Here is a 25559-nt window from a genome sequence, read left to right on the forward strand (position 1 = left end):
GGGATTCAATGGCGCATCTTTTCCAAGATGCCGTCTCCCCACTTGCCCACCCCTTCAGGAGTCTTCATGCTGTTTCATCCTCGCCTCAAGTCCCTTGCCGCGGTCGCCGTGGCCGTGGCCGTGATGCTCGCGCTGCCTGCGGCGCACGCAGACGACAGGATCAAGCTGAAAGCCATCGGCCAGCCGCTGGCCACCGGACTGATCCAGAAGAACAAGGAACAGCCCTTCTTCGAGAACTTCGCCGCCAGGACCGGGCTGCCGATCGACGTGGACTACAAGCCCATCGACACGCTGGGCATCAAGGACACCGAGCAACTGCGCGTGATGAAGGCGGGCCTGTTCGACATCGTGTCCTTGCGCGTTTCGCAGAACTCCCGCGACGAGCCCACGATCCTGGGCCTCGACCTGGTCGGCGCGGCGCCCGACTACGCGACGGGCCGCAAGGTGGCCAAGGCCTACTTCGACACGGCGGACGCGCGCCTGCAGGCGCAGTTCGGCGTCAAGCTGCTGGCCGTCTGGCCCTTCGGTCCGCAGATCCTCTTCTGCAAGAAGCCCGTCTCCAAGCTGGCCGACATCAAGGGCATGAAGGTGCGCGTGTACGACCAGAACCTGGCGAAGTTCATCGAGATGGTGGGCGCCACGCCGGTACCGGTGTCGTTTGCCGACACGCACCAGTCGCTGTCGCTCGGTGTGGTCGACTGCGCGATCACGGGGCCGAGTTCGGCCAACTCGGCTGGCTGGCCGGAAGTGACGACCCACCAGATGGCGATCGGCTTCCAGATGGCGCTCAATGGCTACGGCATGACCATGAAGTCGTGGAATGCGCTCGCGCCCGACCAGCAGGCCAAGCTGAAGAAGGCCTTCGACACCCTGAACGACGACGTGTGGAAGTACTCCGAGGAACTCTTCCAGGACGCCCTGAACTGCAATGCCGGCAAAGACCCGTGCACGACCGGCAAGAAGTTCAACCTGGTCAACGTGCCGGTCACGCCGGCGGACATCGACCTGGTGCGCAGCGCGGTGACCAAGGTGTCGCTGCCGGTGTGGGCCGAGGTGTGCGACAAGTCCAACCCGACTTGCTCGAAGCAGTGGCAAGCCACGGTCGCACCGGTGCTGGGGCTGAAATGAACGGCGGCGCCATGACCGGCGACCGGCAGTCCATGCCGGCGCCCGCCGCCAAGGTGGCAGTCGTCGAGCGCGTCGACTTCAAGACGCGCATGGAGACGGTGCTCGCGACCGTCTTCGGCGTGATCTTCCTGGGGCTGGCGGTTGTCGTCACCGTCGAGACGCTGTCGCGAAAGCTGTTCAACATTTCGCTGCAGGGCGCCGATGAACTGGGCGGCTACGCGCTGGCGGTGGGTTCGACCATCGCCTTCAGCCTGGCCTTGCTGGGGCGCAACCACATCCGTGTCGACGTGTTCCACGAGAAGTTCTCGCCGCGCGTGCAGGCGCTGCTGAACTGGATTTCGATGATGTCGCTGGCCGCGCTCGCCCTGTTCATCGCCTGGGTGGCGTTCAAGGTGATCCAGGACACGACGGCCTATCGCAGCACGGCGCAGACGCCCTGGGCGACGCCGCTCATCATCCCGCAGGGCGTCTGGTACGTCGGCCTGGTGATCTTCGCGCTGGTGGCCTGCGGACTTGCCTTCCGTGCGACGCAACTGCTGCTTCGCGGCGACATCGCCTCGCTGAACAGCGATTTCAATCCCAAGAGCGCGAAGGAAGAACTGAAGGAAGAACTGGACGACCTCAAGGTGCGCCAGGCCTCGGAAGGAGCAGCACCATGAACATCGCATTGATCGGATTCGCGTTCCTCTCCATGCTCGCCCTGATGCTGGTCGGCATGCCGATCGCCGTGTCGATGGCGGCGGTGGGGATCATTGGCGGCATTGCCGCCTACGGGGTCCCGTTCATGGACTCCATCGCGCCGGTGGTGTGGGGCGTGCAGAACGAGAGCCTGCTGACGTCCGTGCCGCTGTTCGTGCTGCTCGGCGAACTGCTGCTGCGCTCCGGCATCGCGGACCGCATGTATATCGCGCTGTCCGCCTGGCTCGGGCGCCTGCCGGGTGGGCTGCTGCACACCAACATCGGCAGTTGCGCGCTGTTCGCGGCGACCTCGGGCTCGTCGGTCGCCACCGCGGCCACGGTGGGCACGGTGGCATTGCCCTCGCTGCAGAAACGCGGCTATCCGATGCGCGCGTCGCTCGGCAGCCTGGCTGCCGGCGGAACGCTCGGCATCCTGATTCCGCCGAGCGTGAACATGATCGTGTACGGCTCGCTCACCAACAACTCGATCGGCAAGCTGTTCATCGCCGGCATCATCCCGGGCATCCTGCTCACGCTGTGCTTCATGCTGTGGATCGCGGTGTCGAGTCTCGCCAGCGGCAAGGTGATGCGCGAGCCGAAGGTGCCGATGGCCGAACGGCTGCGCGTGCTCGTGCACCTCGTCCCGCCGGCGGTGGTCTTCGGCATCGTGATGGGCAGTCTCTACTTCGGCATCGCGACCGCGGCCGAAAGTGCGGCCCTCGGCGTGATCGCGGCGCTCGGCTTCGTCTGGCAGTCGGGCAAGCTGAGCCGCGAACTGCTGCGCAACTGCTTCGTCTCGACGGCGCGCGTGAGCGGCATGATCCTGCTGATCGTCGCGGCGGCCTTCATCCTCAACCTCACGGTGAGCCTCACAGGCGTGGCCGAGGCGATGACCAAGTGGGTCGCAGGCCTGGGCCTGTCGGCCACCGGCCTGATCCTCGCGCTGATAGTTTTCTACCTGATCCTGGGCATGTTCATGGACGTGCTGTCGATGCAGGTCGCGACGATCCCGATCACCTACCCGATCGCCATCGCGATCGGTGTCGACCCGATCTGGTTCGGCATCTTCATCGTGCTGATGTGCGAGCTGGGGCTCATCACGCCGCCCGTGGGCATGAACCTGTTCGTCGTGCACGGCATCCGTCCGGACAAGGGCGGGATCGAGGACGCGATCTATGGCGCGCTGCCCTATGCGCTGATCATGATCCTGTTCACGCTGCTGCTGATGGCCGTCCCGCAACTGGTGACCTGGTTGCCGGCGCACATGTGAGTCAGGCATGAACATTCCTCTCTGGCAACTCACGGCGACGCAGCTCACGGCTGGCTTTGGTGATGCGTCGTTCACGCCGACCGAGGCACTGCAGGCCTGCCTGTCGCGCAGCGCCGAAGTCAACCCGCGGCTGAATGCGCTCATCACGCTCGATGGCGGGGCCGCCGCGCACGCCGCCGCCCAGAGCACCGCACGCTGGCGCGAGGGCCGTGCGCTCGGCGCTCTCGACGGGGTGCCCGTCACCATCAAGGACAACCTGCAGGTGCGGGGCCTGCCGACCCATTGGGGCAGTCGCGCGCTCGCCGGCCTGATGGCCGAGCGCGACGAGTTGCCTGTCGCGAAGTTGCGCGAGGCCGGTGCGGTGATCTTCGGCAAGACCAACGTGCCCGAGTTCACGATGCAGGGCTACACCGACAACGCGGTGTTCGGCCCCACTGGCAATCCGTGGAACCCGGCGCTCACGCCCGGAGGGTCGTCGGGCGGCGCGGTCGCGCTGGTGGCCGCGGGCGGATGCCCGGTCGCGCTGGGCACGGATGGCGGCGGCTCGATCCGCAGGCCTGCGTCGCACACCAATCTCGTCGGGTTCAAGCCGTCGCGCGGACGCGTGCCGCGCGGCAACGGCCTGCCGCCGATCTTTCTCGACTTCGAGGTGGCGGGGCCGATCGCGCGCAGCGTGGCCGATGTGGCCGCTGTGATGAACGTGATCGGGCGCGGCCCGGTCGATGAGGCGACGGCGCCGCGCGCGCGCATCCTGTTCATCACGCGCTTTGGCGATCACCCTGTCGACCCGCAGGTCGCTGCGTTGACCGAGGCGGCGGCGGGAAAACTCGCCGAGCTGGGACACGCGGTGACGACCGCGAAGGATTTCGACATGGCCGAGGCGGTCAACGCGCGCTGGCCATTGCTTGCGCAGGTGGGCCTGGCGTGGCTCGTCGCGCATCCGCAGGAGTTGTCGAACCGGCCCTTCGATGCCTCGCTGTTCGGCCCGGTGATGCAGGCGAATGCGGAAACCGGCCGCAAGGCCTCCGCTGCCGATCTGTTCGACCTGCTGTTCGAGGCCGAGCGCTTGCGCATCGGGCTGTCGGCCCTGTTCGATCGGTACGACTTCCTGTTGACGCCGGCGGCGGCCGCGCTTCCCTGGTCGGCAGGCGAAACGCATCCAGCCAGGATCGATGGGCGCGAGGTCGGCCCGCGCGGCCATGCGGTGTTCGCGGGGTTCGTGAACGCGGTCGGGCTGCCGGCCATCGCGGTGCCGTGCGGCTTCGCCGGGGGAATGCCGGTCGGCATGCAACTGGTTGCGCGCGAGGGCGCGGACGACGGCTTGCTGGCGTTGGCCCGCTCATTCGAACTGGCCCACCCATGGCAGCGCTTCCCAGACCTCTGAGGGCGCAGGCGGCTGCGGTGGCCGAAGTCGCCCCGGTCGATGCGGTGCTGGCACTGTGCCGTGCGCGCACCGACGGCCGGCGCGTGATGTCGAGCTTGCTTCGCCCCCGGAGTCGTGACGAGGCCTATGCGATCCAGGATGCGACCCTGGCTGCGATCGGTCCGATCGGCGGATGGAAAGTCGGTGCGAACGGCCCCGGGCAGGAGCCGGTCTGCGCGCCGCTGCCGGCCGAAGGTTTGCTGTCAGGTGGCGCGGCGCTCCACGGCTCGGCCTGGCACTTGCGCGGCACCGAGTGCGAGGTCGCCTTCCGGCTCGGGTCCGACCTGCCGCCGCGTGCCTCGCCCTATACCCGTGACGAGGTCGCGCTGGCGATCGAATCGGTCCTGCCCGTCATCGAGGTCGCGGAAACCCGACTGGCCGACTGGCTCGACGCCGAGCCCGCGGCGCTCCTGGCCGACCTGCTGTGCCACGGTGGGCTCGTGCTAGGCGAGGCCGCGGCCTTCGAGCCGGCGTGGCTCGATCTGGGGCGGACCGAAGTCGTGATGCGCTTCGACGAGCAGGTCGTTGCGCACACGGTCGGCGAGCATGCCCATCCGGATGTCGGCGGCTTGCTCGTGTGGCTGGCCAACCGCTGCATGGGGCGGGGTGCTGGCCTGCGGGCCGGCCAGATCGTCACGACGGGCTCATGCACCGGAATGCTCTTCGCTTCGCAAGGAACGGCGGTGCGCGCAGAGGTCGCCGGGCTCGCGCCCCTGTGCGCGTTCTTTTGACAACAAAGGAAATCGACATGACTCTTTCGAAGGTCGACACCGTCGCCGAAGCGCTGATCCGCGCGCGGCGCGACAACACCTTGCTCCCTGCAGCTGCGATGGCCGGCGCACTGGGAAGCGCGGACGATGCCTATGCCGTGCAGCGGCGGGTGGCCCATGCGCGCGAGTGGTTCACGGCATCTCCGCCGCAGTACTGGAAGGCGGGTGGCCCGTCGCGCGATGCGATGCTGACCTGCGCGCCGCTGCCGCCGGAGGGTGTGTGGACGAGCCCGGCGCGCGCGGACGCATGGCCGTTCCACATGCGCGGCATCGAGGCCGAGGTCGCGCTGCGGCTCGGACGCGACGTCGACCAGGCGCTCGCAGCGACGCTCGACGTCGACAGCGCCCGCTCGCTGGTCGATGCGATGACCGTCTCGATCGAAGTCGTAGATTCGCGCTGGCAGGAAGCCATCGAGGCGCCCGCACTCCTCAAGCTCGCCGACCTGCAATCGCACGGTGCGCTGGTGCTTGGTGACTGGGTGCCCTTCGCGGATCGTGACTGGCGCGCACAGCGCTGCGAAGTCCGCATCGGCGCGCAGGCGCCGGTCGAACGCCACGGCACCCATTCACTCGGCGACCCGGCGTACCTGTTGCCGGCGTGGTTGCGCCACGCCACCCGCGACGGTGAGCGCCTGGCAGCAGGCACCGTGGTGACCACCGGCACATGGGTGGGCATCCTGACAGCGGGCGAGGGCGATCTCGTCACCGCTGAATTTCCGGGCATCGGCCGCGCGTCGGTGCAGTTGTAGACCTTCAAACCACAGAGGACTGAGACAGACATGATCGCTCTCGACAACCATTCCAGCGGCCGGCACTTCCTGCAGATCCCGGGGCCCAGCCCCGTGCCCGACCGCATCCTGCGGGCGATCAGCCTGCCGACCATCGACCACCGCGGGCCCGAGTTCGCCACGCTGGGCAAGAAGGTGATCGGCGGCTTGCAGCAGCTGTTCCAGACGCGGCATCCGGTGGTCATCTATCCCGCGTCGGGCACCGGCGCGTGGGAGGCTGCGCTGGTCAACGTGATGAGTCCCGGCGACAACGTGCTCATGTTCGAGACCGGCCACTTCGCGACGCTGTGGCAGACGATGGCGCAACGGCTCGGCCTCGAGCCCGAGTTCCTCGCGTTGCCGGGCAACGACGAGACCGGCCTGCCGCGCAGTTGGCGCCATGGCGTGCAGGCCGACTTGATCGAGCAGCGCCTGCGCAAAGACGGCGCGCATCGCATCAAGGCGGTGTGCGTGGTGCACAACGAAACCTCGACCGGCGTGACCTCCGACATCGCCGCCGTTCGCCGCGCGATCGATGCGGCGGGCCACCCGGCCCTGCTGATGGTCGACACCATCTCGGGCCTCGCGAGTGCCGACTACCGTCACGACGAGTGGGGCGTGGACGTGACGGTCAGCGGCTCGCAGAAGGGCCTGATGCTGCCGCCGGGCATCAGCTTCAATGCGCTGTCGCCCAAGGCCATCGAGGTCAGCAAGACGGCCCGCCTGCCCAAGGCCTTCTGGGCCTGGGACGAGATCGTCGAGATGAACAAGGGTGGCTACTGGCCCTACACGCCGAGCACGAACCTGCTCTACGGCCTCAGCGAAGCGCTCGACATGCTGCTCGAACAAGGCCTGCCCGCCGTGTTCGAGCGCCACCAGCGCTGGGGCGAGGGTGTGCGCACCGCCGTGCGCGCCTGGGGACTGCCGACGCAGTGCGCGGACGAGCGGGTGCACTCGCCGGTGCTGACCGGCGTGATCACGCCGCAAGGGGTCGACGCCGATGCGCTGCGCAAGCTGATCCACGAGCGATTCGATCTCTCGCTCGGCGCGGGGCTCGGCAAGCTGAGAGGGCGCATGTTCCGCATCGGGCACCTGGGCGATTGCAACGACCTGACGTTGATGGCCGCGCTCACCGGTGTCGAGATGGGTCTCAAGCTGGCAGGTGTGCCGCTGGCCGGCAGCGGCGTGCTGGCGGCCATGGCGTTCTTTGCGGCAAGGCCTGCGACGGGCACGAAGGAATAAGTGCAGGGGGTGGAAGATAGGTGTTTGCACTGAATGTCGACTAGATTGTCAACATCAGTGTTGACATGAAATTCGACAGAACCTAAATTCCACCTCACAGTCCCGGTGCTGCCCTGGCGAGTCCAGCCCGACCGGCGGCTGCAAATTCGCCAGCGTGCAGGGTCACACTCCCGGCAGCTTGGCGCCTCATGCCCCCGCAAGGAGACAAACCGATGCAACCCACCATGACGGCCGGCGCGACAGCGACCGCCGCGGCCGCAGCGCCCGACACGACCCTCCAGCCCTCCAAGGTCCGCTGGAAGATCTTCCTGATGATGTTGTTCCTCATCTCGATCAACTACATCGACCGGGCTTCGCTGTCCGTGGCGATGCCGATGATCGCCAAGGAATTCGACATCGGGCCGGCCGTGCAGGGCCTGCTGCTCAGTTCCTTCTTCTGGACCTATGCGCTGATGCAGATCCCCGGCGGCATGCTGGCCGACCGCTTCGGGCCGCGCGTCGTCATCGCCGGCGCGACGCTTGGCTGGGGCTTCTTCCAGGCCATCGCCGCCTTCTGCACGGGCTGGGTTCCGCTGCTGCTGACACGCCTGGGCCTGGGTGCCGCGGAGGCACCGATCTATCCGGCGGGCGGCAAGCTCAACGGCATCTGGATGACCCAGAACGAGCGCGGCCGGGGTGCGACCCTGCTCGACGGCGGCGCGCCGCTGGGCGCCGCGCTGGGTGCGATCCTGATCTCGGCGCTCATCGCCGTGCTCGGCTCATGGCGCCTGGCCTTCGTCATCGCGGGCGTCGGCACCGTCGTCGCCGGCCTGTTCGCCTGGAGCTACATCCGCAACCATCCGCGTGAACATCCCGGCGTCAACGAAGCCGAGGCGAAGTACATCGAGGCCAGCCAGGCCCAGGACGCCGCCAGCGAGCCGGAGGGTGCCAGTGGTCGACTGGTCGACTTCCTGCGCTTCCGTTCGGTCTGGGGAATGTTCTTCGGCTGGATGTGCTTCAACGCGCTTTTCTACGGCCTGCTCACGTGGATGCCCAACTACCTCTCCAAGGTGCACGGCTTCGACATCAAGCAGATGGGCGGCGCGGTGTTCATCATGTTCTTCTCGGGCTTCGTCGGCGAAATGTTCGGCGGCTGGCTGGCCGACAAATGGAAGGCTGCCGGCGCCTCGAACACGAAGGTGCTGCGCACGCTGTTCGGCATTTCCTCGGTCATCGCGACCATCGCGATCTACATGGTGTCGCAGATCACGAACCCGGTCACCGTGGTCATCCTGCTGTCGGTCACGCTGTTCTTCCTGCGCTGGTGCGGCCTGTTCTGGTGCGTGCCTTCGATCCTCGGCCGCAGGGCGCACGTCGGCTTCCTCGGCGGCACGATGAACCTGGGCGGCAATGTCGCGGGCATCGGCGTGCCGATCGTGGTCGGCCTGATCGTGCAGGCGACCGGTTCCTACTTCATGGCGCTGATGCTTTTCGCCGCGGCTGGCGCAGGCTTGTTCATCTGCTCCACACTGCTGATCGACTACAGCAAGAAGCTGCCCGTCTAGGCGTCTCCAGTCCACTCTTCGAGATCCGCGAAATGTCCCAGCCCAAACGCATCGGCGTGTTGACGCCATCTTCCAACACGGCACTCGAGCCGTTGACCAGCGCGATGGTCGCCGGCGTGCCGGGCGTCTCCGCTCACTTCTCGCGGTTCCGCGTGACCGAGATCTCGATGGGCGACAAGTCGCAGAACCAGTTCGACGAGCGCACCATCCTCGATGCGGCGACGCTGCTGGCCGATGCGAACGTCGACGTGATCTGCTGGAGCGGCACTTCCGCGAGTTGGCTCGGCTTCGAGCGGGATCGCGCGCTGTGCGCCCGCATCACCGAAGTGACCGGGATTCCGGCGACCACCTCGGTGATTGCGCTCAATGAGCTCCTGGCCGCACAGGGCGCGCGCACGCTGGGGCTGGTGTCGCCGTATGTCGAGGACGTGCAGCAGCGCATCGTCGCCAACTACGCGGCCCTGGACATCGAGTGCGTGGCGGAGCGGCACCTCGACCTGACGGTGAACTTCTCGTTCGCCGAAGTCGGCGCGGACACGCTGCGCGCGATGTTGCGTGAAGTCGCGCAGAAAAAGCCCGACGCGATCACGGTGATGTGCACCAACCTGCATGGCGCGCCACTGGTGGACGAGATGGAGCGCGAGCTTGGCATCCCGATCTACGACTCGGTGGCGACCGTGGTGTGGAAGGCGTTGAAGCTCGCTGGCGTCGACACGCGCCAGATCAAGGGCTGGGGAGGGTTGTTCGCATGAGCGCCACTACCTTCGACCTCGTGGTACGCAACGCGCGTGTCGCCACGGCAAGCGACACCTTCGATGGCGACATCGGCATCACCGATGGCCGGATCGTGCAACTGGGCCTGGGATTGCCGTCAGGTCGCCGCGAGATCGACGCTGCAGGCGCATTCGTCACGCCCGGCGGTGTCGATGCCCATTGCCATCTCGACCAGCCCATGGAAGCACCCGTGCGCATGGCGGACGACTTCGACACCGGGACGCGCGCCGCCGCCTGCGGGGGCACGACCACCGTGATCCCGTTCGCGGCGCAGCAGAAGGGCCAGTCGCTGCGCGCCGCGGTGCGCGACTATCACGAGCGCGCCGAAGGCCGCGCACACGTCGACCATGCCTTTCACCTCATCGTCAGCGACCCCACCGAGGAAGTGCTGAAGAACGAACTGCCCCAATTGATTGCCGAGGGCTACACGTCGTTCAAGATCTACATGACCTACGACGATCTGAAGCTGAACGACGGCCAGATCCTGGACGTGCTGGACGTCGCGCGCAGTCATGACGCGATGGCGATGATCCATGCCGAGAACGCGGACTGCATCGAGTGGCTGACCAAACGCCTGGAGGCCAGTGGCCGCACCGCGCCGCGCTTCCATGCGCATTCGCGGCCGATGCTGGTCGAACGCGAGGCGACGCATCGCGCCATTGCGCTGTCGGAGCTGGTCGACGTACCGATCATGATTGTCCATGTCTCGGGCAAGGAGGCTGTCGAGCAGATCCGCTGGGCGCGCTCGCACGGCCTGCATGTGTTCGCGGAGACCTGCCCGCAGTACCTGTTCCTCACGGCGGAGGATCTCGGCATCGACGACAGCTACGGCGGCGCCCGCTGCGTGTGCAGCCCACCGCCACGCAACAAGGACAACCAGCAGGTGATCTGGAACGGACTGGCCGATGGCCTGTTCACGATCTTCTCGTCCGACCATGCGCCGTTTCGCTACGACGCGCCCGAGGGCAAGAAGCCGGGTGGCAAGGAAGTCGAATTTCGGCACATCCCCAACGGGATTCCGGGCATCGAGACGCGCCTGCCGCTGCTGTTCTCGCACGGCGTGCTCGATGGGCGCATCACGATCAATCGGTTTGTCGAACTGACTTCGACGAACCCTGCCAAGGCCTACGGTCTGCATCCGCGCAAGGGCACCATTGCGATCGGCGCCGACGCCGACCTGGTGGTCTGGGGTGCGACGCCCAGGCAGGTGCGCAACGCCGACCTGCACCATGCCGTGGACTACACGCCTTACGAAGGCATCGACGTCAAGGCGTGGCCGGCGATGACGATCGCGCGCGGAGAGGTCGTGTGGGATGGCAAGGCATTCCATCCGCGCGCCGGGCGCGGACAGTTCCTGCGGCGCGGAAGGCCGACCCTGCTGCCGGCGCCGCAACAGCGAGGCACGCCATGAAACTATTGCTGATCAATCCCAATACGTCCCAGAGCGTTTCGGACCTCATCGCGGCCGAGGCCCGGCGCGCCGCCGCGCCGGACACGCAAGTAAGCGTTCTGACCGCGCCCTTCGGCGTGGCCTACATCGAGACGCGCTTCGAGTCGCTGATCGGCGCCTATGCGACCGCGACACTGGCGGCCGAGCACTGCGACCAGCACGATGCGATCGTGGTGGCCGCCTTTGGCGATCCGGGCATCGACGGGCTGCGCGAGGTGCTGGACATCCCCGTTGTCGGTTTGACCGAGGCCGCGCTGATGAGCGCCTGCCTGCTGGGCAAGCGTTTCTCGATCGTGGCGATCTCGCATCGCATCGCTGCGTGGTACCGCGAATGCGTCGCCGCCAACGGCCTGAGCGACCGGCTGGCCAGCATCCGCAACCTGGACAATCCGCTGAAGGACATCGGGCGCGTCCAGGAAGACCACACCGCGCGCCTGGAGGCGCTTTGCCACTCGGCCGTGCAGGACGACGGCGCCGACGTGATCATCATCGCCGGTGCGCCGCTGGCGGGCTTGGCGCGGTCCATCCGGGATCGGATTCCGGTGCCCGTGGTCGATGGCGTGTCGAGCGCCGTGTGCCACGCGCAGACGCTGGTTTCGCTGGGCACCTTGCCGGCGCGGCAGGGCAGTTTCGCGCCGCCGCCTATCAAGCCCAATCACGGGTTGCCCGAGGGCATTGCGCGGCTTCTCGCGCGGGACCGAACGCAGAGATGAAGCGCCGTCGCTAAGATCGAAGCGCATGCCAAAAAAACTGAGTTCTCCCAAGGAAGCGAGCGGCCCGGTCCGCGAGCAGAGTGTCGACGCGATTGCCGAGAAGATCTCCACGGCGATCCTCGAACATCGCCTGGCGCCGGGCACCAAGCTCGGCGAGGACCGGCTGGCCACGATCTTTGGCACGAGCCGCGCCAAGGTGCGCGAGGTGCTGGCGCGACTGGCGCACGAGCAGATCGTCGAACTGGTGCCGCAGCGCGGAGCGCATGTCGCCAAGCCGACCATCGAGCAGGCGCGCGACGTGTTCGAGGCCCGCCGCCTGATCGAGCCCGGCGTGCTGCGACGGCTGATCGGCACGATGGACGACTTCAAGATGCAGCGACTGCGCCGGCATCTGGAATTGGAGGCCGAGGCGCGCCAGCGCAACGACGCGCGCGCGGTGGTGCGCCTGTCGGGGGAATTCCACCTGCTGCTGGCCGAACTCGCCGGCAACTCGGCGCTCGCACGCACCATGCGCGAGCTCTCGACGCTGACCTGCCTGATCATCTCGCTCTACGACGCGCCGACCGCGACCAGTTGCCGTGCCGACGAGCATGAGGAGATCGTCGAGGCCATCAAGCGCAACGATGCGCGGCGGGCCGAGACGCTGATGCTGCATCACCTGGAGCACATCCAGGAAAGCCTCAAGCTCGATGCGGGCAGCGACGAGGCGGATCTGGAGAGCATCCTCGGGCAGTGATCTCGCTGGCTCCATGCAAATGAAAAAGGGCGGCCCGAGGGCCGCCCTTTGCACATGGTCCGAAGTTGGATCAGAAGGCCACGTTGGCCGTGAGGCGTACGGAACGCGGAATACCCGGCGTGTAGCGGTAGCCGCTCTTGTTGATGGCCGCGACGTAGTCCTTGTCGGTCAGGTTGTAGAGGTTCAACTGGAGCTCGACGTTCTTGTTGATTCGGTAGGACGCCATGGCGTCGAACACCCAGTAGGCTTCGGTGTAGGCCGGCGTTCCGACCGCACCGTCGGTGCCGCGCTCGAGCTTGCCGTTGTAGCGGGCGCCGCCGCCGATCGTGAAGCCCATGGGCAGCTGATAGCTGGTCCACAGCGTGAAGGCATTCTTCGGCGTGTAGGCGAGGACGTCGTTCCCGGTGGCCGTCACGGCCGGACCGTTGGTGACCTTGGTGTCCATGGTCGTGAAGCCTGCGCTGACGCCCCATTGGTCCGTGATCGCGCCGACCACGCCGAGTTCGATGCCCTGGACCCGCTTCTTGCCGGTCTGGTAGTACAGCAGGGTGGTCGGATCCTGGACGACTTCGTTCGTGACTTCGGTCTTGTACAGCGCGCCGGTGAGCGACAGCCTGTTGTGCAGCACATCCCACTTGGTACCGATCTCGTAGGTCTTGGATTCCTGCGGTTCGAAATCGGTGCGATTCGCGCTGTTGCCCGTGCCGCCGGCGGCGAGCTGGAAGTTGGCGCCGCCCGGGGGCTGCGCGGAGGTGCCGTAGGCGGCGTAGATGCTGCCGTTCTCGGCCGGCTTGTAGACCAGGCCGATCTTTCCGGTCCACAAGTTGCCGGAGGTGTTGAGATCGGTCGGCGTGATCGTGCGCGCCGGCAGTACCAGCGCCGTGGCCGAGTAGTCGGTGTTGTAGTGGTCGTAGCGCAGGCCGCCCGTGAGCTGCCATTGCTCGTTGAACTTCATCGTGTCGAAGGCGTAGAGGCTGACGGTGTCGGTCTGGCCGAACGAGCCTGTGCCGTTCGAAAGGCGGTTGTAGCCGACGACGTCCGGGTTCGGGTTGTAGAGGTTGGCGACCGGCCAGGAGCCCGCAGGCGCAAAGGTGGTGTTGACCGAAGCGAAGCCGGGCGCGTAGAAGTTGCCGGACTCTTGCTTCTCACGAAGGAGTTCGAGCCCGAAGTTCGCCGTGTGGCTGAAGCTGCCGGTGTTGAATTTGGTGGCGAGGCTGGTCTGGTTGACGAAGATGGTGTTGTCCACGTCCTTGTTGGTCGGCAGGTTGCGCGTGACCGTCCAGGTCGTCGGCAGCGCCGGGTTCGGCGTGGCGATGAAGCCCGCCGTGACGGCCGGGACCGTGCCGCGGTAGGTGTTCGTGTTGCCGACCCTGCTTGCGGTGAGGCCGCCCAGCATGAACGAGGTCAGCATGTAGTCCTGCGACGTCTTGCCGTAGCGCGTGATGTTGCGGATCGTCGTGTCGGGCGTGATGTCGTGCTCGACGCGCGCGGTGAACATGTTGGCCGTGACGTCGTCGAAGTCGGAACTGGTGCCGTAGAAGTTCGACGAATCCACGCGTTGCGCGTAGTTGAGGAAGGTGCGGCGCAGGATCGGCGAATTGATCAGCAGGGCGTCGGGCGTCGTGTAGCCGGGCAGGCCGATCGTCGGGACGCCGCCGTCCGGCACGTTGTTCTGTTTGACGTAGAGGTAGTCGAGGAACACGCGGGTCGGCGTGTTCAGGCCCCAGGCGAACGACGGAGCGATCGCCGCGCGCTTGTTCTTGACCCAGTCGCGTCCGGCGACGCCGCCGTCTTCGGCCATCGCGTTCAGGCGGAAGGCGGTGCCGGATCCGTCCTCGGCGTTGATCGCGCGGTTCCAGTCGATCGTGCCGCGGGCGAAATCGGCGCTGCCGTAGGTGAGCGAGCCGGAGAAGGCGTTGTCCAGCGTCGGCTTCTTGGTGATCAGGTTGATGTAGCCGGTTGGCGAGCTGCGGCCGATGTCGGTGCCCGACGGGCCCTTGACGACTTCGATCTGGTTGATATTGAAGACGTCGCGCGAGATCGTGCCGAGGTCGCGGATGCCGTCGACGAAGATGCTGCCGGAGGCGTCGAAGCCGCGCAGGAAGATCGAATCGCCGGTGCTCGTGCTGCCGTTCTCGCCAAGGAAGAAGGCCCCGGCGCCGGGCGTGTTGCGCAGCGCCTCGCTGAGGGTGGTGGCACCCTGCTCGCGCATCAGCGTTTCGGGAATGATCTGGATGGTCTGCGGCGTGTCGACCAGCGGGGCGGTGAATTTGGGGTTCGCCGAGGTGTCGACCTTGAAGTCACCCATGCTTTCCTCGACCTTGATCTCCTTGAGCGTGTTCGACGTGGTTTGCGCCGCGACCGGCAGTGTCAGCGCGAACAGCGTCGCGGCTGCGGCCGTGCTGAAGGGTGGGATCGCGCGCGCAACAGTGTGCTTGCGGCTCTTGATATACGCCATGAGAACTCCAAAAGGCAGGACAGAAGAGGTGTGTCTCTCTTGGCTGGTCCTGACATTCGGAGTGGCTGCGAGACCGGGGACAGGGCGCCCCCGAAGGCCTCAAATGATAATTACTCTCAATACGTTTGTTCGAACTTTTTTACCTGGCGTTTTCGTAAAGCCTGGAACTTCGGGTCAACCTGTTGGTTTTTTGCATCTGCTGCCCGGATGGTCTGCCGCCTCGTTCGAGGCATGCCGGTGATCCGGCTGTGCCTGCGCATCTCGCCGATCCTCCCCTGACGTGTCGCCTGCAACACACGCCGGCGTCACCACATCGTCACCGTCGCCCTCGATAGTTCCCGCGTGAGCCCACACGCGTGCTCACCACACCTTTTCGCGATCCAGGATCTGGAGGGATTCCCATGTCGAAACACCGCTTCTCGCTGATCTGCGCGCTGACGATGGTCGCCGCAGGTTTTGGTCCGATGGTCACCACGGCGCACGCGCAGCCGGATGCCAGGTCCCGCAGCGACGGGGACGGCAAGGGCCGGGACCACGACCATGACAACGACCACGGTCACGACAACGGTCACCACGGCCGGCCGCCCGAGCCGATCAAGGTCAAGATCATCGGATTCAACGACTACCACGGCAACCTCCAGACGCCGGGGACCTTCGGCATCAACACCTTGGTTCCGACGGCCCAGCGTCCCGCCGTAGGCGGTGCCGAATACCTTGCCGCCTACGTGGCGCGCATGAAGGCGCAGAACGTCAACAATGTCGTGGTGGGGGCGGGCGACTTCATCGGTGCGTCGCCCCTGGTCTCAGCGCTGTTCTTCGACGAGCCCGCGGTCGAGACGCTGAACAAGATCGGCGTCGAGTTCAACGCCGTCGGCAACCACGAGTTCGACAAGGGCTCCGCCGAGCTTCGGCGGCTGCAATCCGGCGGCTGCAAGATCACCAACGGCACGCCAGATCCGAACAGTTGCAAGGGGCTGGGCTCGAATGCGCCGGGTACCTTCGACGGTGCGCGCTTCAAATGGCTGTCGGCCAACGTCTTCGAGACGGCGACGGGGCGCACCCTGTTCCCGGCCTATGGCATCAAGTCCTTCCAGGGCGCGAAGATCGCGTTCATCGGCATGACGCTGAAGGGCACGCCTGGCATCGTGACGCCGACGGGCGTGGCCGGTCTGGAGTTTCGCGATGAAGCACAGACCGTCAATGCCCTGATCCCGCGGCTGCGCGCACAGGGCGTCGATGCGATCGTCGTGCTCGTGCACCAGGGCGGCTTCCAGACCAGCCCCAACGTCGGCGACATCAACGGCTGCGACGGCAACCTCAAGAACGCCGACGGCACCGACTCCGACATCGCCACGATCGTGAAGGGTCTCAGCGATGAGGTCGACCTGGTCATCAGCGGCCACACGCATGCCGCCTACAACTGCTCTGCCAACACGGTCGACGTGAAGGGCGTGACCGGCGCGCCGGTCAGCACGCCGCGCCCGACCGGCTTGCCCAACCGCGCAGGGCGGTTGGTCCCCGTCACGAGCGCGAGCGCCTTCGGTCGCGTGCTCACCGACATCGATCTCACGCTGCATCCGCGCTCGCACAAGGTGCTCGCGGTGTCGGCAACCAATCGGCTGGTCGACCGTACCGATGTCGCGATCAACAACGCCATCGCCGCGGACCCGGGTGTCAGGAACATCGTCGATGGGTACAACACGCTCGTGTCGCCCCTGTCCAACCAGGTCATCGGCACGATCGCATCGGCCTTGCCGAACACGGCGAATGCCGCCGGAGAGATGCCCGCCGGCAGCCTGATCGCCGATGCCCAGTTGCAGGCGACGCAGCCCGCGTCGCTCGGCGGCGCGGTCGTCGCGTTCATGAACGCCGGCGGTGTGCGCAACCCCGGCTTCGTGAATGCGGCCGCGACCTACCCCTACAACGTCACTTACGGCAACGCCTTCACCGTGCAGCCCTTCGGAAACAGCCTCGTGACCATGACGCTGACTGGGCAGCAGATCAAGGATCTGCTGGAGCAGCAGTTCACCGGCTGCATGGGGCAGACGGCACAACGCGTGATGCAGGTGTCGAACGGCCTGAAGTACTCCTGGAGCGCCGCCGCGCCGGCCTGCTCGAAGATCGTGAACGTGGTGCTGACGCCCACCGACGTGACGGTGACACCGCCCGTTGCGAACGGCGCGCCGGACAACATCGTGGTCAATGGCGTCGTGCAGAACCCGACCAAGACCTATCGCGTGACCGTCAACAACTTCATGGCCACGGGCGGCGACGGCTTCACGGTGCTGCTTGGCGGTACCAGTGCGCTCGGTGGTGCCCAGGATATCGATGCGCTGACGGCCTACCTGAACGGCGGCTACAAGGCACCGAAGGCCGCCTACGATCCGACGCTACCGGCGCTGGCGATTCCGCGGATCACCCAGCTCCCCTGACGGCGATCGAGATTGACGCGGTCACTGAGGACGCTTTTCCTGGCGGTGCTCGCGCTGGGCCTGCCGGGCGTTGACTGCGGCGCGCAGGAGCCCGCGCCGCGCTCCGCGGCGGCGATCACGGACATCCGCGTCAACGACCCGGCAGTGATGGAGGCCCGTTCGGCGCTGCTGGCCCGCGCCGAGGCGGAACTCGCGCGCGGCGAGGTCGCAGCGGCGACCGACACCTTCGAGCGCGCGGCCATGATGCTGCACGCGCCAGACACAGAGATGGGCCTCGTGCGCGCCTATATGCAGGCCGGGCAGTACCGGCGGGCACTGTCGTTCTGCGCCCATACGGCCGGCGCACACCTCGAGTCGGGCGCGGCGGGTGCGTTGTACGCCTGGCTGTTGCGCGCGGGCGGGCAGGGGGAGTTCGCAGAACGCGTGCTCCAGGAGACCCTCCGGCGACTGCCGGGCGACGCCGTTGCCCTCGACGTGGGTCGGGCCTTCACGTCACCTGCGCCTGTGGCAACGGGGATCCTGCTGCGAACGCCACAGCGGATGGCGCCGCTGGCCGTGTCGGAGCGAGGTCAGGCCATCGTCCCGGACTCGGCCCGGATGGTCTCCGGCGGCGTCCTGATCGGCAACGGCACGATGGCGCTGGTGCCAAGCGCTCCGGTCCAGCAGGGGAATACGAAGACGATCTGGGTGCGCAACGGGATGGGACGGACCACCTTGGCGCGTGCAGACATTGCGCAGCCCCTGGCATCGCAGGGCGTCACGGTGTTGCGCCTGGACACGCCGCTGGTCGTCGAGGGGATGCTTGTCATGGCACCGCGCGATCCCTTCGCTGGAAGTGCCGGGTTCGCATTCGAATACGCGGCACAGGAGAACGAGCAGCCCGCCTGGCCCTGGCTGAGCCAAGGCTTCTTCGGCGCGTTCCAGGGCCATGAGGGACGGCGGAAGCTTGGCATCGGGGTAGCCGGCAGCACCTATGGAGGTCCGGTTCTCGATGCCGCTGGCCGTCTTGCGGGCATGGTGTTGCCGGACGACGCGAACGAGATCGCGATGCTGCCGGTTTCGCGATGGAAGGATTCGTTGACGAGCGAGTCGCCGGTCGCGGCGGCGACCTCGTCAGTTCCGGCCGCCACCGGCCGGCCGGGTGGCGCCATCCCCGCCGACGAGGCCTACGAAAATGGTCTGCGCGTTGCGCTCCAGGTCATCGTGCTGCGTTGATGACGCTGTCATCGACTCGAAATGCGCCGCGGGTAGCCTCCTCCTTCATTGAAGGCCGACGTCGGCGGAAACACCAGGAAAAGAACAGCATGAAGGTCATGCCCATCACGAAGATCATCGCGACCACGGCTGCCGCATGGATGCTCGCAGGCGGCGCGCTCGCACAGTCTCCGGCGGGAAGAAATCGCGGCGATTTCGACAGTGAAGCCATCGCAGCCTCGCGTGCCGCGGATCAGAACGTGCCGCTCGGTTCACGGACGGTCGAGTCTTCCAGGGCCGGCTGAGCTCAAAGTTCGGCGAATTCGCTGTCGGCGTCGTGCGCGCGCTGGCGCCAATCGTCGATGAATGCCTTGGATCGCTCCCGCAGCGATGAGACGATTTGACTTTCGTCCACGAGTACGTCGCGCAGTGCGATCCGGCACCGGAACGCGCCATCGAGAAACAGCTCCGCGCGCGCCGAATAGCTGCGCGCGAAGCTGTCCCACGCCAGCATGATCTGGACGTTCCATCCGTCGTAGTCGAAGTCGGTCCTTTGAGAACTCGTGTACATCCGTTTGCTTCCTGCGGGTCGCCGGCAAGGTGGCGGGGCCCTGGGGGTGCATTAAACCGGATTTCGGCTGCCTGGCGGCGCAGGCGGGGGTCTGCTTGTTCCCCCGCTCCAGGCGCGAGAAGAACTTCAGTTGGCGCCGTTCACCAATCGAAGCCAGGCCGGAAACTCCCGGTCGAACTCCTGGGGAGTCACGGCTGAAAGGTGTTCGCAGGCGCTGTTGGGCAGCGCGACACTGACCTCGCGATGCCAGAGCACGATGCCGACCAGGCGATTGACGAGGATTCGTTCCTCGCGCGGGACGGGGTATTCCGATACGTGACGAGGCAGTCTTTCCATGGCGACCCGGCGCCGGATCTCTACGTCGAGCCAGCCTTGTCGCTGGGTCCTGATGCACACCGATCTATTCAACCAGAGCTCGAGGTAGAACTCGCGCAATGCAAGAGCGATCAGGATGAGCATCGCGATCAACATGAAAAATGCGCTCTAAGTCGGTGTGATGAAAGAGGTAATCAGGACTAATGATCAGAAGATTAGGCAACCCCGACTGGGCGCGCAATACGGCGTTCGCACTAGAGGGCCCAACTTGCCCGCGAATTCCGCGATGTGTCGCGTGCGAGCAACCCAGGAGCGGATCGAAGCCCAACGAACACGACGGGGGCCGGTCCTCAGGCAGGCACGAAACTGAGGTGAGCCTCGTGCGGCAGACCGTCGCGGACCACGTCGCGCGCCTCGTCATCCGCAAAATCGAACAGCGCATCGGGGATCTGGCCTTCGTCGAGCGCGAAGAGCATCTCGAGCGCATCCTGCTGGGCCTCGGAGAAGGTGCCGACCTGCGTCAGACGGTTGAACTTTGCGGCCGTCTCCTTCGGCGCCAATTGATGCAGTTCGAGCAATTCGAGCACGAGTTCAATCTGCGATGGAGTGAGAGGTTGGGGGGCGGCGGAAGATTTCATGGCGGTTGATCCTTTCGGTCTGGCTCGAGACTGTTCGTTGCCTGAAAAACAGTCTCAGCGCGATGTCTTAAGCATCGCTGAAGACCCTCGAAGATCGTTTTCTCGGCTTGGAAGATCGCAGGCCTAGGCGTGAGGAAAGTCTCGTCAAGCCGCACGGCGCGATGCGCTCACCGCCGTCGTGATGACCCGAGCCAGCCCTCCAGGGACATAGCGCTTCAGAGCACCATCTTGATGATCGTGAAATCGTCCTCGAGCACGCCGGGGCCATGGGCTGCCCGTGCAAAGTCCAACAGGGTGTCGAGTTCGGACTCCCCGTCGCGGACCGGCCGACCGAGCATGTCGGTGAACGCCGAGAACGCCAGCATGGATCCATCGGGCTTGTTGATTTCGTAGGTTCCGTCGCTGAAGACGAAGAGCCTGGCGGGCGACGGCAGGACGCATTCCTGGTCCTTGTAGGTCGCGGTCGGCGAGATGCCGACACAAGGTCCGGATGCCGGCAACGGGCGGGCATCCGCAACGGCATCGCAAGGGCCGCTGACGAGCACGGCCGGCGGGTGGCCGGCAGAGGCGTAGCGCAGGCAGCGTGTGCCGCGGTGATAGACGCCGTACCAGACGGTGCAGAACAATTCGCCGTGGCTCTCCATCTGATAGGCCTGATTGAGCGCGGCGAGCACCTCTGCCGGCTTGTGGAAGTCGGTTCGCGACAGGGCCTCCGAGCGCAGCGTGTCGGCGACCGCCACCGAGAGAAGCGCGGAGCCCACCCCATGACCGCAGACGTCGATCAGGTAGAGCGCGAAGTGCTCGTCGTCGATCCAGTGGTAGCCGAAGGAATCGCCTCCCAGTTCCGTCGAAGGAACGAAGCGCCAGTCGACAGCCAACGGTTCGGACACCGGCGCCGGCAGCATGGCGCGGACGTAGCGTTCGGCATCACGCAGTTCCTGCTGCAACCGGTCGTGGGTGATCAGCAAGGCCTCGCGGGAAGCGGCGAGCTCATCGTGCGCACGCGTCAGCTCCTGGTTCGCCGATTCGAGCTGCGCGATGAGCCGGGCCTCGCGCTGGCTGAGCAAGGTCATGTCATAGGCCTTCTGCTGCACCAGGCGGGCCTCCTCGTATTCCGCCGTCACGTCGAGAAGAAGAACCCAGACGGTGCCGTCATCCGCGAAGAAATGGACGTCCGCCACGCGGCCGCTGGGCATCTCCATCGAACGGATGAGGAAAGGCGTTTCCACCAGCGGCAGCAGCCCTTCGAGGAACGGGATCTGGTCGCTGGCGGGCCCGCCGGACTGAAGGTCGGCCAGACCGTAGTGCGCCAGGTGGCCGCCGGCCTGCATCAGGTTCTGCGAGTCGTCGATGACCAGATGCGCAAGAACACGTTGCGCGTGCAGCAGCATCAGCAGCGAGTCGGAGATCCGCGGTGGAAGGTCGAGCATGACCTATCGCGCCAGGCGCGCCGCTAGTTCCTGGAAGGTCTCCTCGACCGCGAGGCCCGTCTTGGCGCTGGTACGGCGAAAGGTCCAGCCCGCAGCCTCCAGCGTTTCGATCCGTTCCTGCGGGATCGCCCAGTCTTCCACGAGGTCGGTCTTGTTGAGCAGCACGAAGAACGGAACGCCGCCGATCTCCGCACTGATGCGCCGCTGGATCGACTCCGCGGTGTCGAGGGTTTCAGGACGCGTGCTGTCGACGACGAGCAGATAGCCGGCAGCGCCGCGCAGGTAGCTCACACGCACGGCCGCGACCTCATCCTCGCCGGCGATGTCCCAGAGAATGAGTGCCATCTCCTCCGCGTCGACGGCGACCACCTTCTTGTCGATCTTCACTCCCACCGTGGTGAGGTAGGCGTCCGAGAAGATGGTGTCGACGAAGCGGCGCACCAGGCTGGTCTTTCCCACGCCGAATGCGCCGAGCAGGCAGATCTTCTTTTGCAGCATCGCTACTCGCCAGAACTCACGACGAAGGAGACACGACGGTTCATCGACAGTTCGTCTTCGCTGGCGCCGGGCCGCAACGGCTCCAGGGGGCCGGCGCCACGCACGGCGAGGAATGTCGGGTCCACGCCGCGCGCACGCAGCATGGAGCGAACGACTTCCGCACGCCCCAGGCTGAGGGCGAGGTTGGAGTTTTCCTTGCCGGTGGCATCGGCATGGCCGACGATCGTGACCTTCACCGGGAAGCCGAAGGTGCGCGACACCTGGATCAGCTCGCGCACTTCGGCGGCAAGGGCGTCTAGCTCGCCTTCCTGGCTGACTGCGGGCCGCGCCACGTTGTTCTCGAAGTGAATGAGGCGGGCCTGGATGGCGTCGTGCAGGCGAACGTAGTTGGGATCCTGCACATCCTGGAGCGCGCTGAGGTCGATCGTCGGCGCGCCGGCAGGCAAGGTCAGCAGGAAGGCCCGCGCCTTTTCCATCCAGTAGGGCGTTGCGCTGCCCGTGACGCGCACGCCGCTCGCGTCCTGCGACAGCCTGACCGTCGCCGGCGGATTCAACGTGGCTTGCAAACGCTTCAACATGATGGCCGGATGCAGCGCCTGGTAGGGCTCCCAGCGGCCGACGACCAGCGATGGGTCCAGGCGGGACTGCCCCAGCAGTGCTTCAGGAGGCATCGCCAGCGGGTCGCGCAGACCTGACACCAGCCACCTTCCGTCGCGCCGTTCGAAGCCTGTCACGACGATGCCAGGTTGCTCTTGCAGCGCCGCGACGTAGGCGCTGACGCGCTGGCGCTCGACGATTCGCTGGCCGACCCAGTAACCCAGGGCGACGAGCAGCGCCAACGGGATGATCCAGAGCAGCGGCGAAATCTTCCTGTGCGTCTCGGCGGTCTGCGACAGCAGGCAAGGCCGCATGCGCTCGGCGGCTTCCTCGAAGGGAGCGGTGTCGCCGCTGAATTCATCAAGCTCTGCGTGCCATTGCTCGTGGATGGATCCCAGCGTTTCGCCCAGCCGCGTGCGCACCATCGCAGGCGGATTTCCGTGGATGACGGCGGCCAGGAAGGCGGACGGACCTTCCTCGCACCACAGCAGCAGGTCGCCGAGGCGCAGGCTGTCGATGCTGCGGCCGCTCGCGCCGCCACTGCCGGATTCATCGAACGAGTCGCGCACGAAATCCTGGATCGCCGAGAGCATCGCCGAGACCAGTTGCGGGTCGCGCGTGGTCGCATCGTCCCTCGCCACGTGCGCGAGCAACAGGCCGGTCTTGCGATGGACCAGGAAGAGGTGCTCGACGCTGAACACCGCGGTGTGCCGCAGCACCACCTCGGCGAAGGTGCTCCCACTGCGCCATGCTTCGATGCGCCACTTGAGGCCGCGCCAAGACAGGCTGTGCTTGAGCGCCTGATTGATCGATTGCAGAGAACCCTCCAGCGTCTCGGCGATCGCCTTGCGGATCGCCGGCCCCATCACGGGATAGAGGATGTCGACCATCGTGCCCGGGTTCTTCTGGATCGAGGCCTGGGTGGCCCGCTCGACCGTGGGTGCGATGGCCTGGCCGAGGCGATCGTCCTTCGCCGCCGCCGCCAGCCTGAAGGCGGCAGGGAGCACCGTGCCTACCGCGTCGGCGAATTCGTCCGGGTCGTCGATCTTCTGCTGCAGCCGTGCCAGTGCCGCCTGCTCGGGTTCGAGCAGCACGCCTCGCAGGGCGTCCAGCCGCGGATCGGCGTCAAGCCGGCTCGGCACTGCCGCGGCCACGCTGGGATCGACGCAACGCGCCAACTCCATCAGGAGGCCGGCCAACCGCGTGTTCTTATCTTCGCTGGAAGCGCTGCCGGGCGCACTCGTCGCGGTCAGCGACAGGCGCGCGTTCACCTCGCCTCCGCCCGGGCGTCCGGTCGAACGTGGTGAACTGGCGCGCCAGACGCGCGGTTCACCCGCGCTCGATGCCGTTGCCGCCCTTGGGCGCGACGTCCTGATTCAGGCATTTGGCGATCTCGACGAACAGGCCCGCAAGCAGGTTGCGATCGGTCTTCACGTTGCTGAGCTCGGCGAACATGCGCTCGGTCGTGGCGCGACTGTCGTCCTGGCGCTTGCGCATTTCTTCGCGCAGGCCCTGGATCTCGTGGCTCAGTCGGTCCGTGAAATCGCGCTCGTGCCGCGCGAGCTGGTCGGACAGCTGCGCCAGGCGCTTCTCCAGCGTCTGGGTGTGATCCCGCAGGCTGCGCTCCAGCTCCTTGTCGGCATCGGAACGCAGGTCCTTTTCCTCGCGGAACTGGCCGGCGACCGATTCGAGCTGCTTCTTCATCGTGGATTCGAGACTTGCCAGGTTCCGCGTCGACTCCGATTCGATGTCGCGCAGCCTTTGCTGGAAGCGGTCCTCGAGAATGGAGAAGCGCTTGTCGTAGTCCTGCATCTGGTTGCCGAACAACAACTCGCGCATCTTGTCGACACCGGAACTCTCGCCTGCACCGTTGGGCTGTGCGGCGACGAGCGCCGCCTGTGCCGCCAGCGCGCTCTGCGTATCGATGCCTTGGGGGATTTTGGCTGCAGTGGCCATGGGTTTGACTCCTCGGTTGTGGATGGTGGGTTGTCGAAGCTGGATCAGTGCGGTGCCGACGCCCGGAAGAGAAGCGTCAGGCAATTGCGGCCGTCTTCGTGGCGGTAGCGCAAGCCATCGGAGAAGTGGCGAAGGATCGGAATGCCCCAGCCGCCGATGCGTGCATCGTGGACGCTGGTCGCCGGTGGCGGCGCGGGCACCTGACGCGGGTCGAACTGGCTGCCCTCGTCCTCGACGTCCAGGGCCACGTCCTGGCCTTGCCAACCCAGGTGCAGGAAGATGCGCTGCGCATGATCGCTGCAGGCATAGGTCATGATGTTCGTCACGACCTCGGCGGAGCAGAGATCGAGGTTCTGAGCGACTCTGTCCGGCAGGTGCTGTTGCTCTGCCCAATCGTGCACCCAGGCACTGACGCGAGGCAGCTCGCGCAACTCGCTGTCAACGATCAGGGATGCCTGTGGCTCCCCGTCGATCGGAGTCATCAGCGGCTCTCGGCAGCCGCCATCAGCGCGCTGCAGGCGGTATCGACGTCGGGGTAGACCGGGATGATCGTATCGATCCCTGCCATCTTGAGCACCTCCGCGACAAGGGGCTGAGGATTGGCGAGAGCCATCACGCCACCGCGCGATGACTGCGCCCTTGCATTGATCACGAGTGTGCGGATGCCGATGGATGCCAGGAAGGACACTTCGGACATGTCGACCACGGCAAGAAGCTTCCGGGTCGCCACGAGTGCCGCAAAACGCATGTCGATGTCGTGCCCGCCGATGCTGTCCATGCGTCCGACCAGGCTGATTTTTTCCACGCCGTCAGCCAGCTGTTCGCTCCTCAGGTCCATACACTCTCCGCAGTCGATATCGATGGGGTCTGAATGGGGTCCTACATGCGAGAACTGTCTCGTTTGCAAGTTCTTCTTGTTTCTAAAAGAAAACAAGAGCGACTTACCAGCAATAGATAGAGAGCAACAGGTAGAAC

The 25559-nt window shown here is 66.0% G+C and carries 25 protein-coding genes; 15 read left to right on the plus strand and 10 right to left on the minus strand.

Annotation, left to right across the window (positions count from 1 at the left end):
• The first annotated feature begins 66 nt into the window (after positions 1-66).
• The 12 genes from AC1D3B_RS19670 (at position 67) to AC1D3B_RS19725 (ending at position 12495) form a co-directional block, all read left to right on the plus strand.
• Positions 67-1128, plus strand: a complete 1062-nt coding sequence (locus AC1D3B_RS19670) for a TRAP transporter substrate-binding protein (RefSeq protein WP_478192342.1) — start codon at positions 67-69, stop codon at positions 1126-1128.
• A complete protein-coding gene (locus AC1D3B_RS19675) occupies positions 1125-1787 on the plus strand; it encodes a TRAP transporter small permease subunit (RefSeq protein WP_478192343.1) in 663 nt (220 codons plus the stop codon). Before AC1D3B_RS19670 ends, AC1D3B_RS19675 begins: the two co-directional genes overlap by 4 nt.
• Positions 1784-3076, plus strand: a complete 1293-nt coding sequence (locus AC1D3B_RS19680; protein WP_478192344.1) for a TRAP transporter large permease — start codon at positions 1784-1786, stop codon at positions 3074-3076. The genes AC1D3B_RS19675 and AC1D3B_RS19680 overlap by 4 nt, the downstream gene beginning before the upstream one ends.
• Positions 3077-3083: 7 nt before the next feature.
• Positions 3084-4460, plus strand: a complete 1377-nt coding sequence (locus tag AC1D3B_RS19685; RefSeq protein WP_478192345.1) for an amidase — start codon at positions 3084-3086, stop codon at positions 4458-4460.
• Between the two features lie 17 nt (positions 4461-4477).
• Entirely contained in the window at positions 4478-5230 is a 753-nt protein-coding gene (locus AC1D3B_RS19690; protein ID WP_478192346.1) for a 2-keto-4-pentenoate hydratase, read from the plus strand.
• A 17-nt stretch (positions 5231-5247) separates the two neighbouring features.
• Entirely contained in the window at positions 5248-6018 is a 771-nt protein-coding gene (locus tag AC1D3B_RS19695) for a fumarylacetoacetate hydrolase family protein (RefSeq protein ID WP_478192347.1), read from the plus strand.
• Between the two features lie 30 nt (positions 6019-6048).
• Positions 6049-7278: a pyridoxal-phosphate-dependent aminotransferase family protein gene (locus AC1D3B_RS19700; RefSeq protein WP_478192348.1), complete on the plus strand. Its 1230-nt coding sequence runs from the start codon at positions 6049-6051 to the stop codon at positions 7276-7278.
• A gap of 311 nt (positions 7279-7589) precedes the next feature.
• Positions 7590-8822 carry an MFS transporter gene (locus AC1D3B_RS19705; RefSeq protein ID WP_478192477.1) on the plus strand — a complete coding sequence of 411 codons (1233 nt, stop codon included), beginning with the start codon at positions 7590-7592 and terminating at the stop codon, positions 8820-8822.
• Between the two features lie 32 nt (positions 8823-8854).
• Positions 8855-9574 (plus strand): maleate cis-trans isomerase family protein, encoded by a 720-nt coding sequence (locus AC1D3B_RS19710; RefSeq protein WP_478192349.1) that lies wholly within the window; start codon positions 8855-8857, stop codon positions 9572-9574.
• Positions 9571-11007: a dihydropyrimidinase gene (hydA, locus tag AC1D3B_RS19715; RefSeq protein WP_478192350.1), complete on the plus strand. Its 1437-nt coding sequence runs from the start codon at positions 9571-9573 to the stop codon at positions 11005-11007. The genes AC1D3B_RS19710 and hydA overlap by 4 nt, the downstream gene beginning before the upstream one ends.
• On the plus strand, positions 11004-11759 hold the full coding sequence (locus tag AC1D3B_RS19720) for an aspartate/glutamate racemase family protein (RefSeq protein WP_478192351.1): 756 nt from the start codon (positions 11004-11006) through the stop codon (positions 11757-11759). Before hydA ends, AC1D3B_RS19720 begins: the two co-directional genes overlap by 4 nt.
• A gap of 25 nt (positions 11760-11784) precedes the next feature.
• The gene (locus AC1D3B_RS19725; protein ID WP_478192352.1) at positions 11785-12495 is read left to right on the plus strand and encodes a GntR family transcriptional regulator; all 711 of its coding nucleotides are present in this window, start codon (positions 11785-11787) and stop codon (positions 12493-12495) included.
• A gap of 70 nt (positions 12496-12565) precedes the next feature.
• Here AC1D3B_RS19725 and AC1D3B_RS19730 read toward each other — a convergent pair whose 3' ends face one another.
• Positions 12566-14953 (minus strand): catecholate siderophore receptor Fiu, encoded by a 2388-nt coding sequence (locus AC1D3B_RS19730; protein ID WP_478192353.1) that lies wholly within the window; start codon positions 14951-14953, stop codon positions 12566-12568.
• Between the two features lie 401 nt (positions 14954-15354).
• Between AC1D3B_RS19730 and AC1D3B_RS19735 the strand changes: the two genes are divergently transcribed.
• The 3 genes from AC1D3B_RS19735 (at position 15355) to AC1D3B_RS19745 (ending at position 18884) form a co-directional block, all read left to right on the plus strand.
• The gene (locus AC1D3B_RS19735; protein WP_478192354.1) at positions 15355-17385 is read left to right on the plus strand and encodes a bifunctional metallophosphatase/5'-nucleotidase; all 2031 of its coding nucleotides are present in this window, start codon (positions 15355-15357) and stop codon (positions 17383-17385) included.
• A 12-nt stretch (positions 17386-17397) separates the two neighbouring features.
• Positions 17398-18600, plus strand: a complete 1203-nt coding sequence (locus tag AC1D3B_RS19740) for a tetratricopeptide repeat protein (protein WP_478192355.1) — start codon at positions 17398-17400, stop codon at positions 18598-18600.
• An 89-nt stretch (positions 18601-18689) separates the two neighbouring features.
• Positions 18690-18884 carry a hypothetical protein gene (locus tag AC1D3B_RS19745; RefSeq protein ID WP_478192356.1) on the plus strand — a complete coding sequence of 65 codons (195 nt, stop codon included), beginning with the start codon at positions 18690-18692 and terminating at the stop codon, positions 18882-18884.
• 2 nt (positions 18885-18886) lie between these two features.
• On the opposite strand, the gene AC1D3B_RS19750 is transcribed toward AC1D3B_RS19745, so the two are convergent.
• From AC1D3B_RS19750 to AC1D3B_RS19790, 9 genes are all read right to left on the minus strand, one after another.
• On the minus strand, positions 18887-19150 hold the full coding sequence (locus tag AC1D3B_RS19750) for a hypothetical protein (protein ID WP_478192357.1): 264 nt from the start codon (positions 19148-19150) through the stop codon (positions 18887-18889).
• A gap of 126 nt (positions 19151-19276) precedes the next feature.
• Positions 19277-19621, minus strand: a complete 345-nt coding sequence (locus AC1D3B_RS19755; RefSeq protein ID WP_478192358.1) for a hypothetical protein — start codon at positions 19619-19621, stop codon at positions 19277-19279.
• Between the two features lie 194 nt (positions 19622-19815).
• Positions 19816-20103: a hypothetical protein gene (locus AC1D3B_RS19760; RefSeq protein ID WP_478192359.1), complete on the minus strand. Its 288-nt coding sequence runs from the start codon at positions 20101-20103 to the stop codon at positions 19816-19818.
• Between the two features lie 215 nt (positions 20104-20318).
• Positions 20319-21533 carry a PP2C family protein-serine/threonine phosphatase gene (locus AC1D3B_RS19765; protein ID WP_478192360.1) on the minus strand — a complete coding sequence of 405 codons (1215 nt, stop codon included), beginning with the start codon at positions 21531-21533 and terminating at the stop codon, positions 20319-20321.
• Between the two features lie 3 nt (positions 21534-21536).
• The gene (locus AC1D3B_RS19770; protein WP_478192361.1) at positions 21537-22031 is read right to left on the minus strand and encodes a Rab family GTPase; all 495 of its coding nucleotides are present in this window, start codon (positions 22029-22031) and stop codon (positions 21537-21539) included.
• Positions 22032-22033: 2 nt separating this feature from the next.
• A complete protein-coding gene (locus AC1D3B_RS19775; RefSeq protein WP_478192362.1) occupies positions 22034-23899 on the minus strand; it encodes an OmpA family protein in 1866 nt (621 codons plus the stop codon).
• 58 nt (positions 23900-23957) lie between these two features.
• Entirely contained in the window at positions 23958-24584 is a 627-nt protein-coding gene (locus AC1D3B_RS19780) for a hypothetical protein (RefSeq protein WP_478192363.1), read from the minus strand.
• Positions 24585-24628: 44 nt separating this feature from the next.
• Entirely contained in the window at positions 24629-25066 is a 438-nt protein-coding gene (locus AC1D3B_RS19785; protein WP_478192364.1) for an ATP-binding protein, read from the minus strand.
• Positions 25066-25422 (minus strand): STAS domain-containing protein, encoded by a 357-nt coding sequence (locus tag AC1D3B_RS19790; protein WP_286569115.1) that lies wholly within the window; start codon positions 25420-25422, stop codon positions 25066-25068. Before AC1D3B_RS19790 ends, AC1D3B_RS19785 begins: the two co-directional genes overlap by 1 nt.
• Positions 25423-25559: the final 137 nt, after the last annotated feature.

It is taken from the genome of Variovorax sp. P5_A3 (genome assembly GCF_056400665.1).